The sequence below is a fragment of the Actinoallomurus liliacearum genome, from assembly GCF_039542035.1.
Lineage (GTDB): Bacteria > Actinomycetota > Actinomycetes > Streptosporangiales > Streptosporangiaceae > Actinoallomurus > Actinoallomurus liliacearum.
This window is the reverse complement of record NZ_BAABHJ010000040.1, coordinates 817,567-832,805: the sequence shown is the minus strand read 5'-3', so window position 1 is coordinate 832,805 and position 15,239 is coordinate 817,567. Positions and strand designations below refer to the sequence as shown.

Below are 15,239 nucleotides of genomic sequence, written 5' to 3'. Positions count from 1 at the left end.
CTCACGCTGCGTTCAGATCAGGTGACCCAACGTGCGCAATCGGGATCACCAGCCGAGTTCGTGCAATCGCTCATCGTCGATCCCGAAGTGGTGCGCGATCTCGTGCACCACCGTCGTCCGTACCTCTTTCACCAGGTCATCCCGCGTACGGCAGATCGCCTGCAACGGCCTCCGGTAGAGCGTGATGCGGTCCGGAAGGTAGCCCGCGTACGTGTCACCGCGTTCGGTCAGCGGCACGCCCTCGTACAGCCCGAGAAGTCCCGGCTCCGGCGCGAGGTCCTCGACCAGCACCACGACATTCCTCATCAGGTCGGTCAGGTCGGGCGGGATCGTGTCGAGCGCCTCGGCGACCAGGTCCTCGAACTCTTCACGCGTTACCTCCATCACGCCGCCATTGTGCGTGGATCCTGGCTGTCGTGAGCATACGTACCAACGTGTTGACCCGAGCATGGAACGAACTGCGGCGGTTCATCGCGCGACCCCGGGTACGCCTCACCGGACGCGTCGCGGCGGTGATCGCGGTCGGTCTCGTCGCCGGCTGGATCGGCCTCCTGGCCGGTGGCCACGCCCAGACCGACGTCGGACCCGCCGACGTGAACTTCGCCCTCCACCCTTCGACGTCCGGCGGCACCGTGATCGACATCCCGCCGCTCGGCACCCTTCGCCTGGACAGCCACGCCGGCCCCGTACGGATCGAGGCCCAGGTCACCAGGCTCAACCCGAACCGCGCCCGCGACCTCATCGAGAACCCCTCCGCGTTCGACCGCCTCTCCGACACGATCGGCGGAGACGTCCGGCACGCGTTCATCGTCATGGCGGTCAAGGCGACCGCCGCCGCCCTCGCCTGCGCCGCCCTCGCCGGATTCCTGATCTTCCGCAACTGGCGCCGTACGGTGTGGACGACCGTCAGCGCGTTCAACGGCCTGATCATCATCGGCCTCATCGGCAGCCTGACGTTCAACCCCGAGTCGGTCGCCGAGCCCCGCTTCACCGGCATCCTGGCCAGCGCCCCGCAGGTCGTCGGCGACGCCAAGACGATCGTGTCGCGCATCGGGGCCTACCGGGAGCAACTGGCCCGGCTCGTCGGCAACATGTCCCGCCTGTACGACGTGACGTCCACGCTCCCGACGTACGAGCCGGACCCCACCACCATCCGCGTGCTGCACGTCTCGGACATCCACCTCAACCCGGTCGCCTGGAACGTCATCCGCCAGGTCGTCAACCAGTTCCACATCCAGGTCGTCATCGACACCGGCGACCTGACCGACCACGGGACCAAGGCCGAGGACAAGTTCGCGAACAGCATCAGCAAGCTCAAGATCCCGTACGTCTTCATCCGCGGCAACCACGACTCCACCGAGAACGAGAAGGCCGTACGCCGCCAGCAGAACGCCGTCGTCCTCGACGACCGGATCGCCGACGTCGGCGGCCTGCAGATCTTCGGCACCCCGGACCCGAGGTTCACCCCCGACAAGACGACACGCGACGACGACGTCAACGGGCCGCAGATGCTCGCGTACGGGCGGACCGCCGTCCAGCGGCTGCGCGCCCTCGGCAAGACCCCCGACATCGTCCTCGCCCACGACCCGAACGAGGGCACGGCGTTCGACGGCACCGCCCCGCTCATCCTGTCCGGCCACCTCCACCGGCGGTCGACGCGGCTCCTGCCCGGCGGCAGCCGGCTGTTCGTCCAGGGTTCGACCGGCGGGGCCGGCATGCGCGGCCTGGAGCACGAACAGCCCACCCCGATCGAGATGTCGGTCCTGTACTTCAACCGGGCCAGTCACCGGCTCCAGGGCTGGGACGACATCCAACTGGGTGGTCTAGGTCTCACCTCCGCCCAGATCGAACGCACCCTGGAGCCCAAACCGGACCGCCCGATAAGCCCACCACCTGCACAGACGCCGTCCGCGACGCCGCTCACGCCCAGCCCCTCACCCTCATCTCGCCGGCCGTCCGAGACGGGCCGTCCGCGTTGAGAGGGAATCACTTTGGTGGTTGGGGCGGTTGTCCCCTATGCTGACGGAGTCCCCGACGGCAGGCGCCAAGGGCAACGGCGGCCAAGGTCGTCGGAGTCCCCATCGTCTAGCGGCCTAGGACTCCGCCCTTTCAAGGCGGCAGCGCGGGTTCGAATCCCGTTGGGGGCACGGTATCCTTCCGGGGGTACTACAAAGCAAGACAGCAAGGTCCTGTGGAGCAGCTAGGAGTGCTCGCCACCCTGTCAAGGTGGAGGCCGCGGGTTCAAATCCCGTCAGGACCGCTGAGGCGCCGTTCGGCGCCGTGCGGGCAGGTAGCTCAGTCGGTACGAGCGTCCGCCTGAAAAGCGGAAGGTCGGCGGTTCGACCCCGCCCCTGCCCACCTCTTAGGCCAGTAGAAACGCCCCGAGTGATTGCGTTCGGGGCGTTTCCGGTTTCACTTGTGGTCTCAGTTACCCCTTCAAGCCGCCGGTACCGGGGCTCCGGCGGGGCCATCGTCCTTGCCCTGCCCGCTCGGTGGCGGTGCCCAGAGCAGTCCTCCGACTTGATCCGCGATGCCGGTGAGGACCTCGGCGGGAACGTGCTGATACCGGCTCGTCATGTTGATCTGAGACCAGCCCATGACGTTCATCACCGCTCGCGTTGGCACCTTGAGCAATGAAGCGATAGTGCTTCCGCCTCTAGAAGAGGCGAGCGTCATCGAGATTCGGCGTACCCTACGCCAGGCAATCGGATCGGTATGGGGCTCTGCCAACGTCCCGGAAGCGGCGGATAAGTTCCGTCCCCACGTGAGCGCCGGCTACTTCGAGGAAGATGGGGCGGCGGCACCATATGTAACGGCGGTCGAGTCGGTTACCCCCGAACCGGCACGTGTGACGGTGCAAGAAGCGTCATTGATCGCCCTGAATCGCGATCATCGCATGTACGAGTGGAGCACGCGCGCCGTAGCGCCGCTGTCTCGCTCTTAGCCTCCGAGCCGCCGAGCGCCCCCGGTCTCCCTGGGGCTATCGGTGGTCCAGTTCGGCGAGGAACCCCCGCGCCTCGTCGACGTACTTGCTGATCAGCCGCCGCAGCTCGACCAGCTCCTGTTCCCGGTGCGGGTAGCCCACGATGGGCAGCTCTAGAACCTCGCGCAGCTCGACCAGGGCGCGTTCGTACTCTGGCCCGCGTTCCTGCCGACGCGGGCCAGGGCTGTCCGGGCTTACCATTGGTCGGCCCACTTCGCGTGGATCTCGTAGGGCCGCCGGCCGCTCTGTACGGCCTCGGCCTGAGCTTCGAGCAGGGTGTCCAGGTCGGCCAGGGAACGGGCCATCACGGTCTGGTCGACCCCGGCGCCCGGCTCCATCCGAGAGGCGACATATTCGCCGCTGCGCTCGTCGTCGACGTCCCCGGCTCGCCGCGTGCGCCAGATGCCTCGACGGACCTGAGCCGCTGTACGAGCAGATCGCTGCCGTACTCATGGCCAGGATCGCCGATGGCACCTACCTGCCCCGACGTCGGATACCGTCCGAGGCCGCACTGTGCGAGGAGTTCGGCGTCGCGCGCCCGACCGTGCGATCAGCCGTCGCGCTGCTCATCGAGCGCGGACTCGTCAAGGCCGTGCGTGGCAAGGGCGTCTACGTCGTCGACCAGGCCGGCAGAGACGACTAAGTGGCGCTCCGCCATCTTGGCCGGACCGTAGTCATCAAGCGTGCCTACAGAGCACGGTAAAGACGACGGCAAAGTAGAAGGAGCTCCCATGTCTCAGCAGGAGAAGCGCCCGTCTCGGCAAGAACTCAACAAGAAGCACCTTGCCCTGATCGCGGCCGGGAAGATGCCGACGGCCACGGAGCGCTGGAACGCCCAGGTGGCGAAGCACAAGAGCGCCGAGGGCGGCGGTTCGAACAACGGCTGAGCGAACGCGGCCGTGATGGGCGCCCCCCTGGGGCGCCCTCTTCTCGTCTCTGCGCAGTCATCGGAGCCCAAGCCGAATCGCCCCGGTTCGTCCGTAGGCCGACCAGGCCGCCCGATCAACTCCTTCCAACTCGCCGAACGACTCCGCCAGACTGGCGCGCTCACTGGGCAAGCGCGATCCACAGTCTTCTTCCAACTCGCTGCGCGCCTTCGACCTCCAGAAGTGTCCCCCGCGTCCCTCATGTCCCCCAATCCCCTGCAACCTGCGGGAACCCGAGGGACACGAAAGGGGACAGAGTGTCCGATCGGTATGTCCCGCTCGGCAACTGAGGCTGGAACAGGGGGGCGCTCTCTGTGTTTCAGCCTCTCCGGGTGGTCTCAATCGTGGTCTCATTCGCCCGTGTTCGTAGGCGTCCGCGCGCGGTCTCTGGTGCCCATCGAGCAGGGCTACAGCCGTCGGCGATCATGGGCGAACGGACATCCGTGGCCCTGAAAAGCGGAAGGTCGGCGGTTCGACCCCGCCCCTGCCCACCACACCTGACCAGCCAGAAGGCCCCGAGGCGAAGATCGCCCGGGGCCTTTTGACAGCAACGGGGACAGCAACCGCGGCTCACGTCTGCGGCCAACGGCCGAGCGGCCGACCTCGATCGACGAAGTCCTTGTACTCGTCGAACAGCACCCCTTGATTCACCCAGCGCTTCGGACCCGCGCCTATCTCCCGCTCCGCCACGGCAAGGGCGTCCTGGGCCGAATCGGTCTCCGCGATCGTACGAGCGCCGCGTTGGCGAGATCGGACTTGCCGGACTGCGTCGCTCCTGCGTTCAGCCAGTGCGGCACCGTACGGAAGTCCATGACCCACGGCTCACCGTTCTCGAGCATCCCGGGCCGTACGGTCAACAGCTCATCCGTCTCCGGGGAGACGTCGACCACGGCCAGCGGATCGCGCATGGTCGCCAGGAGCTGAACGCGCCCCGGCTTGGACGCGACCACCCGTACGGCGAGCAAGAGAGAGCCGGCGCCCCCTCCCATAGCTCTCCCCGACACCCCCTCAACCGGATTGGCCTACCGGCCATGCCCTTCCCCGCCGCAGAGCCCCCTGACGATCCGCTGATGGCGCCCTGCGAGGCGGCGGCCATGTTCGGAGTACGCACCAAGATGGCGGAGCCGGTTACGTAGGTCCGTGTCGCACAGGTCGGGCATGCGGTGTGGCCGGTCATCCCCGTGCGACGAGTCGGTCCATCACGAAGCCACCGGCCGTGATCGGGTCAGGCTAAGAGATGCCGCGGGTAGGGGCGCCGTCGCGAGCGTCGCGATACCGCCGCCCGGACCAGCGGAATCTCTTAGTGATCGAGCGATGATTTGCGTTAGAGCGCACTCCAACTCCTAGGTTCCGAAGCATGCGATACATCAAACTCGGGACGACCGGACTGGAAGTCTCCGCCATCACCCTCGGCTGCATGAGCTTCGGCGAGCCGGACCGGGGCGGCGAGCCCTGGTCGCTGGGCGCGGACGCCAGCCGGGACATCATCAAGCAGGCCCTCGAGAGCGGCGTCAACTTCCTCGACACGGCCAATGGGTACAGCGCCGGAAGCAGCGAGGAGATCGTCGGCCAGGCGGTCAAGGACTTCACCCGGCGCGAGGAGGTCGTTCTCTCCACCAAGGTCTGGATGCGGATGCGCCCCGGCCCGAACGGCGCCGGGCTGTCCCGCAAGGCGATCTTCGCCGAGCTCGACGCCTCCCTGAAGCGACTGGGGACCGACTACATCGACCTGTACCAGATCCACCGCTGGGACTATGACACCCCGATCGAGGAAACCCTCGAGGCGCTGCACGACGCGGTCAAGTCCGGGAAGGTCCGCTACATCGGAGCCTCTTCCATGTACGCCTGGCAGTTCGCCAAGGCCCTGTACCTGGCTGACCTGAACGGCTGGACCCGGTTCGTGTCGATGCAGGACCACTACAACCTCATCCACCGAGAAGCAGAGCGGGAGATGCTCCCGCTCTGCGCCGACCAGGGCATCGGCGTGATCCCGTGGAGCCCGCTGGCGCGGGGCAGGCTGACGCGGACCCGGGACACCGCCACGGCGCGTGCCGGGACCGACGAGGGCGGCAAGATCCTCTACCGCGACGAGGACCAGGCAGTGGCCGAGCGCGTCCACGAGATCGCGGGCAAGCGGGGTCTGTCCCCGGCCCAGGTCGCCCTGGCCTGGGTCATGCGCAACCCGGTGGTGACCTCGCCCATCGTCGGGGTCACCAAGCCGGCCCAGCTGGCCGACGCGGTCGCCGCCGTGGACGTCGAACTCGATGAAGACGAGGCCGCCTACTTGGAGGAGCCCTACCAGCCGCACGAGGCCGCCTACCTGGAGGAGTCCTTCTACAAGTCGCGCCCTGTGGCGGGCTCCCGGTAGTCCGGGCTACCGCCGGGCCTTCGACGAGTCCTTGGCCTCGGCCTTCACAGCCCTGTGGCCGGCCCGGCGGTGCTTGCGGGCGGTCGCGCGCAACTGCATGATCCGCGCGCTGCCCGCCAGCGCGGTGAGCAGGATGCCCGCCACCGCGGCCAGCAGCAGGGCCACGCGCAGCGGAACGTGCCCGTAGGCACGGAACCGGCCAGCATCACCCCATGACCGGGGATCACCACATCACGCAGCAACATGACATCACCGTAACCACACCCCGATGGGATCTCTCTGATGCCTCCGGCGGGGGCGCTCCGGCTCTAGCGAGTGACAGCAGCGGTGACAGCAACGACAGCAACCGATGCCTGCCGCAGGCACACGCCCGGCACCCTCTATCTCGGGACAGGCACCGCGAGCAGGGCGGTTGTTACTCCTGAAAAGCGGAAGGTCGGCGGTTCACCCCGGCCCCTGCCCACAAGTCGCGATCTTTGAGAACAGCGTCCGACCTGCAGGATGAGGTCGGACGCTGTTCTCTGTGTGTCTGGTTGTGTTCGGTCGTCAATGGGGGGCGGTGTCGAATACGTGCCCAAGTTTTAGCCCTGTTGGGCTGCCGCGATGCGGCGTTTGAGGTGGACCATCCTCAGATGTCCTCGACTTCGCGGATGACCGTGGCGGCCTGGCCACTAAAGCTGACCTTCGCGAAGCGCTGCGCGGACTGGACCCACATGTCCATGTTTTCGGTAGTGCAGCGGTTGTCCGGACGGGCCGCCCCATCCGGGCACTTGCCGCCCGCCACGATCAGGACGGTGTCGGTGGCCGTGAAGAACACCGTGTCGCCCACCTGGTACTTGCCGGGCGCAAGATAGGTCAACTCACCCTCCGCCCGACCCACCTCGCTGGGCTGCCCGTCCTGCTTGGACGGCGCGGCGGTGTTGCGCTGCTGGGGCGCGGTCGACTGTCCCGCGGACGCGGAAGAGGAAGAGGATGCCGTGGTCGCTGCGGCCGACGACGGTGCCGGGGCCGCGCCGGTGCCTCCGGCGTTGTTGCAGGCCGACAGGCCGATGGCGAGGATGGCAGCGGTCGCGGCGGTCGCCAGGATCGTACGCATAAGGTCATCTCCGTAACTCCGGTGCCGCCCTGGGTGAGCGTGCTTCTGGTTTGGTGAGACCTCGACCGCCCGGACCTGGTTTGCCGGAATGCGGGTGATCAGGAACACGCGGAGTCCACCGAACTTCTCCGCCCGTCCCCTTTATCCAACCCCTTTCAGCCCCGCATCACGGAACTCATTTCATCCTCGAGCGACACTGTGTTCTTGCAGCTGAACGACCGCTCGGCTCACCCACGCCTAACGTGCAGAAAGACCCCGAGCGGAGATCGCCCGGGGTCTTCTTGACGGCAACGTCCTCAGCCGAGGGCATCCCCCAGCTTCCCAAGCGCCTTGCGTTTTTCGTCCAAGGCCGCGTGTGCGTAGATCGTCATGATGGCCTCGATGTCACTGTGGCCGACGGTGCCTCCCGGACGACATGCGGCGGGACGCCCAGGTCAACGTGCCAGGCCTAACCGGGGCTAGTGCTTGATGGTGTGAGTGTGACCCACGGCGATCCAGTTGGGACCGCACATCGCCCTCGAGGTTTTGCCGACCCACTTCCAGGGGCCGTAGACGGTCTTCTGGCCGCTCCCGTCCCGCTGGTGGCACTTGGCGATGGCCCGCACATAGCCTGCGCCGGACGCACATCGCGCCCACGTGCCGACGCGGGGCGACATGTAGCCGTCCTTGCAGCCGGAAGGCCACGGTTCGGCGTGCGCGGCGGTCGGTGTGATGGATACGACGGCGCCGGCCGCCACAGTTACCAACGCGCCCAAGATCGTTTTCTTCATAGCGGCGAGTATAAAAAGTTTTCGATCTTGCAGCGTCCGTATTACTCAGCCGGTTTCAGTGAACAAGGTCACCCGAACTTTTCACGAGCTGCTAATGGGAGCGATGGCGAAATCCGTGACGACCACTGCGGATGGTCGCGGGATCCACCGGGTTGGGGCGATCGGCTCATCTGCCCGCCTCTCGTCGAGGGCCGCGTGAGCGTAGATCACCATGGTCACCTCGATGTCGCCGCAACGCGGCTGAGTGTTCCGGCCCCGCTGGGCCAGGGCGGTCGGGCACACGAAGAAGCGGCCCTTCCCGGAGATCCGGAAAGGGCCGCTCTTGCGTGGGACACCGCTAGCACAGCGCCAGCAGGGTTGCCTCGGCCCCGACGGTGTCGCGGGTTATCAGCGACCTCGTATGTCTCGTCGCCAGCGAGTTGGTGGCGTGCCGTAACGGTTCTTGAACGCGCGGCTGAATGCCGCCTCCGACGTGTAGCCCACCCTCTGCGCGATGAGCACGACCGGAAGGGAGGTGTCGTGCAGCAGGTCGGTAGCGGCGTCCAGGCGTACGTGCGCGAGATAGGCAGCCGGCGGCATCCCAACGCGAGCGACGAACCGCGCGGCGAACGCCGACCGGGAAAGGTTGCACGCTCGGGCCAGCTCCTCGACTGTCCAGTCGTGGCCGGGACCTCGGTGGATGGCGCTCAAGGCCAGACCGATCTGGGGGTCGAACGCACCGGGCAGCCAGTTCGGTTCGGCGTCCGTGCCGGCGGCCCAGGCACGCAGAATCTGGATGAAGATCAGATCGAGGATGCGGGCGACCATTACCGCCGATCCTTGAGACGGCGATTGCATCTCGATCACGAGCATCCTGCGGGCGACTTCGAGCCCCTCGAGCGCTGGGCCGTGGACGCCGCGCAGGATGATCACGGCCGGGAGGCTCCCGAGCAGGTGGCTCGCCTTCGGGTCGCCGATCGTGAATGTTCCGCAGAGCCAGCGCGCCGGCTCGGGTGTGTCGTTCTCGGCTGCGCCGGCGCGCACGGTCGCTTGCGCGCGCTTGCCTGCGTCGCTGATGTGGTGCGGGTCGCCGCGCGGGAAGAGGACGACATCGCCGCGGCTTACGTGCTCGACGTGCGGGTCTCCGTCGACCCGAAGCACGAGTTCGCCCTCTTCGATGATGTGCAGGCTGCCGATATCGGCGAAGCCGATCGAGAAGGTTCGCGGCGGAGCGTACGCAACGATCCGTTCTCCGCTCAGACGGACCCTGCGGAGCAGCTCCGAGAGCAAGTCGTGCGACTGACTATCTGCGTCGAGGCCGAGCGCGGCATCCTCAAGCGCCGGCGGATCGGCGGACTCATGCGGCGGTCCGAGCAGATCGGCTGACGTCGCTGGACGATCAGCAAAATTTCCTGGCGGAGCGGTCATGGTCGCTGCCCATTCTTCTAACTACGATCGACGAACAGTGAGTGGGGCCAACAAACGGAAGGACTCAGGACCACGCTGGGTGCTCTGTCATGTGCCGACTTCTTCATCGGAGAAGCAGCTGTGATAGCGAAAATTCGCCCGACATCATCGTCCAAGTCTGGGTCCGCTCGCTCGTATCAACCGAGACTAACAACCAGGAGATCATCCATGGCGGAGAAGCCGACGAAAATCAGCTTCGTCTATTCCAACCCCACCGACCCGGACGCCTTCGAGGCGGCTTACTCCGAGCAGCTCGCGCTGGCGCGCAAGCTCCCCGGCCTGACTCGGCTGCAGACGTCAAAGGTCTGGCCCAAGGAGGACGGCAGCCCGACTCCGGCGTACCGACTTTTGGACCTGTACTTCGCCGACTACGCGGCGGCCAGCGCCGCCGCCGCAGAGGCGGGTCCGCTCGTCGCCGCTACCCGCGAGCACGCCACCGGAGGCGTCGTGATCGCATTCGCGGAAGTCCTCGAGGACGCCTAGGCCGAACAAGACGGATTCCGATCCCGTCGTCATTTCGGCAACCAATTGCCGGGAGGGGGCAGGTCCCCCTCCCGGCCCACCCCCCACAGCCCTCCGGCCGCGAGCAACTGCCGAATCGGGCGATCCGTTAAGACCAAAGTTCTACATGTCGCCGAGTCGAGCTGGGCCTGCCAGGTCATCTCGTCCATCGCGGGCAGTACTCGACGTGGACCTCTCGGTTACCGCGAGAGTCGAGATGCGGCCAATAGAACTGCCGACAGACGTGGTAGTTGCAGCCACCTTGGAGATAGATGGAGTTGCCGGCTGCGGCCGGTGGTCCTTCTTTCGCTAGGGCGAAGAAGTGACGGGCCGGTTCCCGGAAGGCGGCAGCGCTGCCGGTCAGAAAGAGTGTTTCTGCATACAGGCGCTGGCGGAGAACGTCCCTGTTGTCCTGATAGTTTAGTGCAGCGTAATCGACCTCATCGTCGGCCGGCAGATCGCTGTCTGGAACGCTTGCGGTCTGCAGCTCCCGAGGAGCGTTCCTGGCGGTGATCCTCTCCCGTACCTGCTTCCAAACCGATGGCGAGAACTGCAATGAGTGATGCGCCAATACCAGGTCGAGAGGCCGCTCGGGAAACAACTCATCGCCAATGCCAGGGGGAATCGGGGTGGCGCACATCGGCAGGTATACCAGCGATCGTGTAGATCGTGCCGCCAGCAGCCACAACGCGCCGACCCGACGACCGTCCATCCGGTCGATGTACATTGAGTAAGCGTCGCGCCCGTGATCATGTAGCGCAGCATTGCTCAACGGCACGGCTGGACGAATCACCCGGTATCGTTTACTGCCCAGCCGTACGCACTGCACGATGACCTTTATCCGCAATCATCCTCCTGAGGCTGCACGAGGCAGGCGACCAGTAGTATTGCTTCGGCCTTTAGCACCATGCCACCGATTTATGGCATTCCTGTCGAGGGCTCCAGGCCGTTGTCGGCCGCATGCTGGTGAAGCGTACGTTTTGTTGTTGGGCCAGGTGGTGTGGTCGTGGCCAGGACCACCACCCCGATGTGGCCGATCGTCCAACGCATCGAGAGCCCGCAGACCGAGCGCGGCCGGGCCGATACCGAGTAGCGCCGAGAGGATGCTCAGTGCCCTGGCGGGGGCCTCAGTCGCTATCGGCGACCGGCTCGGCGTCGAGCGCGTCGAGCACTGCGTCGCCGTTCGCCCTCGCCCACTCGGTCAGCATGTGGATCGGATCGATCAGCGTCGCCCCGAGCGGGGTGAGCTCGTACTCGACGCGGGGCGGCACTTCGGCGTAGGCGTGGCGGCGGATGAGTCCGTGCGCCTGAAGCCGTCGGAGCGTCTGGGTGAGCATTTTGCGGGAGATGCCGCCGATCAGCTCGATCAGCTCGCCGTGGCGCACCGGGCCCTTGCTGAGGCCGTAGAGCACGACCACCGTCCACTTGTCGGCGATCAGCTCGACCGCCAGACGCGCCGGACAGTCGGCGAGAAAGGGATCGCCGGGACCGAAACCGCTCACGGCGCCAAAGGTACCTGCTGGTTCCTATCGGAAACCTAGCCTGGGTTCTCTCCCCTTCCAAAGCCAGGAGAGTCATGCGAGTCATCACCCAGCAGACGCTCGGCGGTCCCGAGGTACTCACCATCATGGACGCGCCCGAGCCTCAGCCCCTCCCGACCGAGGTTCTCGTCCGCGTCAAGGCGATCGGGCTGAACCCGCTGGAGGCGCGCCTGCGCGCCGGCGAGTTCCCGCTGATCGGCCGGCCGCCGTTCATCCTCGGCTGGGACATCAGCGGCGTGGTCGAGGAGGCGCCGCAGACGTGGCGGTTCAGGCCTGGCGACGAGGTGTTCGGGATGCCGCTGTTCCCGCGGGCGGCGAGCGCGTACGCCGAGGTCGTGGCGGCGCCGGCGTTGCACCTGGCACGCAAGCCGGCGTCGCTCTCGCACGTCGAGGCGTCGGCGCTGCCGATCGTCGGGCTGACGGCGTGGCAGGGCCTCGTCGACCTCGGCGGCGTGACCGAGGGCGACCGCGTCCTGGTCCACGGCGGTGGTGGCGGGGTCGGCCACGTCGCGATCCAGATCGCGAAAGCGCTCGGCGCGCACGTGATCGCGACCGCCGGCGGGAGCAAGCGGAAGTTCGTCGAGGGGTTCGGTGCCGACGAGGTGATCGACTACACGGCGGTCGACTTCACCGAGGCGGTCCGCGACATCGACGTCGTGCTCGACACGATCGGCGGCGACACCGTCGAGCGGTCGCTCGAAGTGCTCCGCCCAGGCGGTCACCTGGTAACGGCGGTCGCCGAGGAGGATTCGGAGCTGGCCGCCAAGTATGAGGCGGCCGGCATGCGCTTCAGCGGCATCGCGGTCGACCCCGATCCGGTCGCCCTGCGAGGACTCGTCGAACTCGTCGAACAGGGCAGGCTCCGGGTCTACGTGCAGGAGACGTTCCCGTTCGAGCGCGTCGCCGACGCGCACCGGCTGCTCGACGGCGGTCACCTCCAGGGCAAGCTCGTCGTCACCGTCTGATCCATATCGCGCGGGCGAAGGCCGCCGCGAGGGGACCGGCCGACGCCCGGTCCGCGGTGATGAAGAGTCGAGATCTCACTGTGGCCGACGAGCCGGAGTGAGGCGTCACAGCCGCCACAGGTGGATGCGGCCGTCCGAACCGCCACCGGCCAGCGTCTTGCCGTCCGGGCTGAACGCCACCGAGTAGCCGGTCGTCGAGCCGAACGCGTGGACCTCCTTGCCGGTTCGCGCGTCCCAGACCGTGGCGGTCGGGCCGTTCTCCTCGTCGCAGGCGGCCAGGTAACGGCCGTCGGGGCTGAACGCGACCTTGCCGCTCGTACCGCCGGCGAAGCGTTCGCCGGGCTTGTGCGTGGCGGCGTCCCAGGTCTCGACGTCGACCTTGGCGCCGGCACCGGCCACGGTCATCCCGTCCGGGCTGAACGCCACCGCGTCGACGGCGCGATGGGCGTTGATCGGGCTTTTCAGTCTGCGGCCGGGAACGTCCCAGAGGCGAATGTGGTCGCCGTCGCCGTACGCCAGCGTCCGGCCGTCCGGGCTGAACGCGAGCTCGAAGATGAAATGGCTCGTGGTCGGGGTGGTGGCGGTGTCCCGCCGGGTGGCGATGTCCCAGAGTCGCACCCCGCCAATGATCGCCGCGTTGTCGCCGAACCAGAAGGAGCCGACGGCGAGGGTCGCGCCGTCCGGGCTGAACGTCGCGAATGTGGCGTTCTCGCCCTTCGGGGTCGCGAGGGTGGTGATGACCCGCCTGGAGGCGACGACCCAGAGCTGGATGCTGCCGTTGTCGTCCTCGGTGGCGAGCGTTCTCCCGTCCGGGCTGAACGCCACGACGTGCCGGGACTTCTCGGGGTCGCCGGTGCCGCTGTCCAGCACGGCGGTCTGCCGTCCCGTGGCGGTGTCCCACAGCCGGACGGCGTCGTCGTTGTCGGCGCTGGCGAGCGTCCTGCCGTCCGGGCTGAACGCCACGCCCCAGACCCCGGCCGAGTCGGTGTCGAGCACGCGGTCGGCCGGGATGGTCGTCGGGATGGCGGTCGGGTGGTGCGTGGGCACGGAGGCGCCACCCGTCCCGGCCCGTACGGCGACGCCGACGGCTGCGGCGAGCACGACGACGGTGCCCGCGACGATGGCCGCGACCCGCCCACGTCGGAGGCGACCTACGGTCCCGTCCAGGACCTCGGTGCCCGTCCGGACCGTGCCACCGTACGAGCCGGGCGGCACCGAATGCGGCGCGAACTCGGGACGCTCCGGGGACAGGTCACCGGATGGGCCGGGCGCGGGAGGCACCGGAACCAGGCCATCGCCCAGCCCGGGCCGGGGACCGGCCGGAGGTCGAGCACCGTACGGACCGGGCGCGGACTCGGGCGGTGGGCCGGGTGCCGGAAGCGTGGGCTCGGAACTCGCCGAAGATCGACCACCGTACGAACCGGACGCGGACTCGGGAGGCGCGGCGGGTGGTGGCGCGGCCTGCGGGATGAGGAGGTCGCGGACGGACTCCGGGGTGGGTCGGGCGTCGGGGTCCTTGTCGAGGAGGCCGGTGAGGACGTCCGTCAGGGGGCCCGCGCGGGTCGGCGGCGGTGGGTCTTCGGTGGCGATGGCGACGAAGACCGCGCCGTGCGTCGGGCCCTGAAACGGGGGGCGGCCCTCGACCGCGGCGTACAGGGTGGCGCCGAGCGCCCACAGGTCCGACCGCGGGGTGGCGGCGTGGCCGCGGACCTGTTCCGGTGACATGTACGCCGGGGTGCCGAGCTGGATGCCGGACTTCGTCAGCGTGGCGTCGCCCTCCAGCACGGCGATGCCGAAGTCGGTGAGGACCGCGCGATCGCCGTCCAGCAGTACGTTCGCCGGCTTGACGTCGCGGTGCACGATGCCCTTGGCGTGCGCGGCGGCGAGCGCGTCCAGCATCTGACGGCCGATGTCCGCCACCCGCCGTACGGGCAGCGGCCCGCCCGTACGCAGCACGTCGTCCAACGAGCCCCCTGCGACCAGCTCCATCACCAGCCACGGGCGGCCGTCGTCGCCGATCACCCGGTCGTGCAGGGCCACGATGCCGGGGTGGTGCAGGCGGGCGGCGGCGCGCGCCTCGCGGGCGACCCGGGCGTACCACTCGCGCCGCTCGGTGTCGTCGATCTCGTCGGGCAGCCGCAGCTCCTTGACGGCGACCTCGCGATCGAGCTCGGCGTCGTACGCGCGCCAGACCCGGCCCATGCCGCCGCGCCCGATGAGCTCGAGGATCCGGTAGCGACCGGCGAGGATCTCCCCGGGTTCACCGCGCATGGAACGAAGATAGCGAACCGGACATTGCGCGTCAGCAGGAGTGATGTCACTCCTGATAAGCGGAAGGTCGGCGGATCGCCCCCGCCCCTGCCCACCACACGTACTCACCGAGAGACCCGGGCGAAGATCGGCCGGGGTCTTCTGTTGCCCGAAGAAGGCTCTCGGGACACCTCGGTCGGCGGGTTCACCCGCTTTTTCGCCTCCAGCCGGTTCTCCTCCTTCGCGTCTTGCGCTGATCGAGGCTCGGCGTCGCCGCGATGGCCATTTGTACGCTGTCGTGGCCACGTGGACGCCGCCATTGACGGCAGATTGTGCCGCTTGCGCGCTTTGGGGCGTCGCCACCGACGGCAAGGACGTGTCGGCAGACATCTA

17 protein-coding genes and 3 tRNA genes are annotated in these 15,239 nt (G+C 67.8%); 10 read left to right on the top strand and 10 right to left on the bottom strand.

Translation table 11 applies throughout. The features are described 5' to 3' along the window. Positions 1-45 precede the first annotated feature (45 nt). Positions 46-387, bottom strand: coding sequence for a metallopeptidase family protein (locus tag ABD978_RS42690; protein ID WP_345367245.1), 342 nt, complete (start codon positions 385-387; stop codon positions 46-48). Positions 388-416: 29 nt separating this feature from the next. On the opposite strand from ABD978_RS42690, the gene ABD978_RS42685 reads away from it, so the two are divergent. From ABD978_RS42685 to ABD978_RS42665, 5 genes are all read left to right on the top strand, one after another. Continuing rightward, positions 417-1,979, top strand: coding sequence for a metallophosphoesterase family protein (locus tag ABD978_RS42685; RefSeq protein ID WP_345367243.1), 1,563 nt, complete (start codon positions 417-419; stop codon positions 1,977-1,979). Positions 1,980-2,074: 95 nt separating this feature from the next. Next, positions 2,075-2,147: transfer RNA gene (locus ABD978_RS42680), tRNA-Glu, on the top strand. Positions 2,148-2,185: 38 nt separating this feature from the next. Further along, positions 2,186-2,260 (top strand) — tRNA-Asp (locus ABD978_RS42675). A gap of 24 nt (positions 2,261-2,284) precedes the next feature. Then, positions 2,285-2,358, top strand: a tRNA-Phe gene (locus ABD978_RS42670). A 238-nt stretch (positions 2,359-2,596) separates the two neighbouring features. Then, the gene (locus ABD978_RS42665) at positions 2,597-2,944 is read left to right on the top strand and encodes a 2'-5' RNA ligase family protein (protein WP_345367241.1); all 348 of its coding nucleotides are present in this window, start codon (positions 2,597-2,599) and stop codon (positions 2,942-2,944) included. Between the two features lie 36 nt (positions 2,945-2,980). On the opposite strand, the gene ABD978_RS42660 is transcribed toward ABD978_RS42665, so the two are convergent. Continuing rightward, complete coding sequence (locus ABD978_RS42660; RefSeq protein WP_345367443.1) at positions 2,981-3,184, bottom strand: hypothetical protein; 204 nt, start codon at positions 3,182-3,184, stop codon at positions 2,981-2,983. Between the two features lie 151 nt (positions 3,185-3,335). Between ABD978_RS42660 and ABD978_RS42655 the strand changes: the two genes are divergently transcribed. Both ABD978_RS42655 and ABD978_RS42650 read left to right on the top strand, forming a co-directional pair. Further along, a complete protein-coding gene (locus ABD978_RS42655; RefSeq protein WP_345367441.1) occupies positions 3,336-3,626 on the top strand; it encodes a GntR family transcriptional regulator in 291 nt (96 codons plus the stop codon). 88 nt (positions 3,627-3,714) lie between these two features. Next, a complete protein-coding gene (locus ABD978_RS42650; protein WP_345367239.1) occupies positions 3,715-3,870 on the top strand; it encodes a hypothetical protein in 156 nt (51 codons plus the stop codon). A gap of 710 nt (positions 3,871-4,580) precedes the next feature. On the opposite strand, the gene ABD978_RS42645 is transcribed toward ABD978_RS42650, so the two are convergent. Beyond that, entirely contained in the window at positions 4,581-4,898 is a 318-nt protein-coding gene (locus ABD978_RS42645; protein WP_345367237.1) for a hypothetical protein, read from the bottom strand. A 368-nt stretch (positions 4,899-5,266) separates the two neighbouring features. On the opposite strand from ABD978_RS42645, the gene ABD978_RS42640 reads away from it, so the two are divergent. Next, complete coding sequence (locus ABD978_RS42640; protein ID WP_345367235.1) at positions 5,267-6,277, top strand: aldo/keto reductase; 1,011 nt, start codon at positions 5,267-5,269, stop codon at positions 6,275-6,277. Between the two features lie 6 nt (positions 6,278-6,283). On the opposite strand, the gene ABD978_RS42635 is transcribed toward ABD978_RS42640, so the two are convergent. From ABD978_RS42635 to ABD978_RS42620, 4 genes are all read right to left on the bottom strand, one after another. Further along, the gene (locus ABD978_RS42635) at positions 6,284-6,442 is read right to left on the bottom strand and encodes a LapA family protein (protein WP_345367233.1); all 159 of its coding nucleotides are present in this window, start codon (positions 6,440-6,442) and stop codon (positions 6,284-6,286) included. A gap of 463 nt (positions 6,443-6,905) precedes the next feature. Then, positions 6,906-7,373: a hypothetical protein gene (locus tag ABD978_RS42630; RefSeq protein ID WP_345367231.1), complete on the bottom strand. Its 468-nt coding sequence runs from the start codon at positions 7,371-7,373 to the stop codon at positions 6,906-6,908. 458 nt (positions 7,374-7,831) lie between these two features. Further along, positions 7,832-8,143 (bottom strand): hypothetical protein, encoded by a 312-nt coding sequence (locus ABD978_RS42625; RefSeq protein ID WP_345367229.1) that lies wholly within the window; start codon positions 8,141-8,143, stop codon positions 7,832-7,834. 387 nt (positions 8,144-8,530) lie between these two features. Beyond that, the gene (locus ABD978_RS42620) at positions 8,531-9,550 is read right to left on the bottom strand and encodes an AraC family transcriptional regulator (RefSeq protein ID WP_345367227.1); all 1,020 of its coding nucleotides are present in this window, start codon (positions 9,548-9,550) and stop codon (positions 8,531-8,533) included. Positions 9,551-9,757: 207 nt separating this feature from the next. Between ABD978_RS42620 and ABD978_RS42615 the strand changes: the two genes are divergently transcribed. Then, entirely contained in the window at positions 9,758-10,072 is a 315-nt protein-coding gene (locus tag ABD978_RS42615) for an EthD family reductase (protein WP_345367225.1), read from the top strand. A 175-nt stretch (positions 10,073-10,247) separates the two neighbouring features. Here ABD978_RS42615 and ABD978_RS42610 read toward each other — a convergent pair whose 3' ends face one another. Both ABD978_RS42610 and ABD978_RS42605 read right to left on the bottom strand, forming a co-directional pair. Next, positions 10,248-10,817, bottom strand: a complete 570-nt coding sequence (locus ABD978_RS42610; RefSeq protein WP_345367223.1) for a hypothetical protein — start codon at positions 10,815-10,817, stop codon at positions 10,248-10,250. 400 nt (positions 10,818-11,217) lie between these two features. Then, entirely contained in the window at positions 11,218-11,592 is a 375-nt protein-coding gene (locus ABD978_RS42605) for a winged helix-turn-helix transcriptional regulator (RefSeq protein ID WP_345367221.1), read from the bottom strand. Positions 11,593-11,666: 74 nt separating this feature from the next. On the opposite strand from ABD978_RS42605, the gene ABD978_RS42600 reads away from it, so the two are divergent. Continuing rightward, the gene (locus ABD978_RS42600; protein ID WP_345367219.1) at positions 11,667-12,596 is read left to right on the top strand and encodes an NADP-dependent oxidoreductase; all 930 of its coding nucleotides are present in this window, start codon (positions 11,667-11,669) and stop codon (positions 12,594-12,596) included. Positions 12,597-12,701: 105 nt separating this feature from the next. Here ABD978_RS42600 and ABD978_RS42595 read toward each other — a convergent pair whose 3' ends face one another. Further along, complete coding sequence (locus ABD978_RS42595; RefSeq protein ID WP_345367217.1) at positions 12,702-14,867, bottom strand: WD40 repeat domain-containing serine/threonine protein kinase; 2,166 nt, start codon at positions 14,865-14,867, stop codon at positions 12,702-12,704. Positions 14,868-15,239 lie beyond the last annotated feature (372 nt).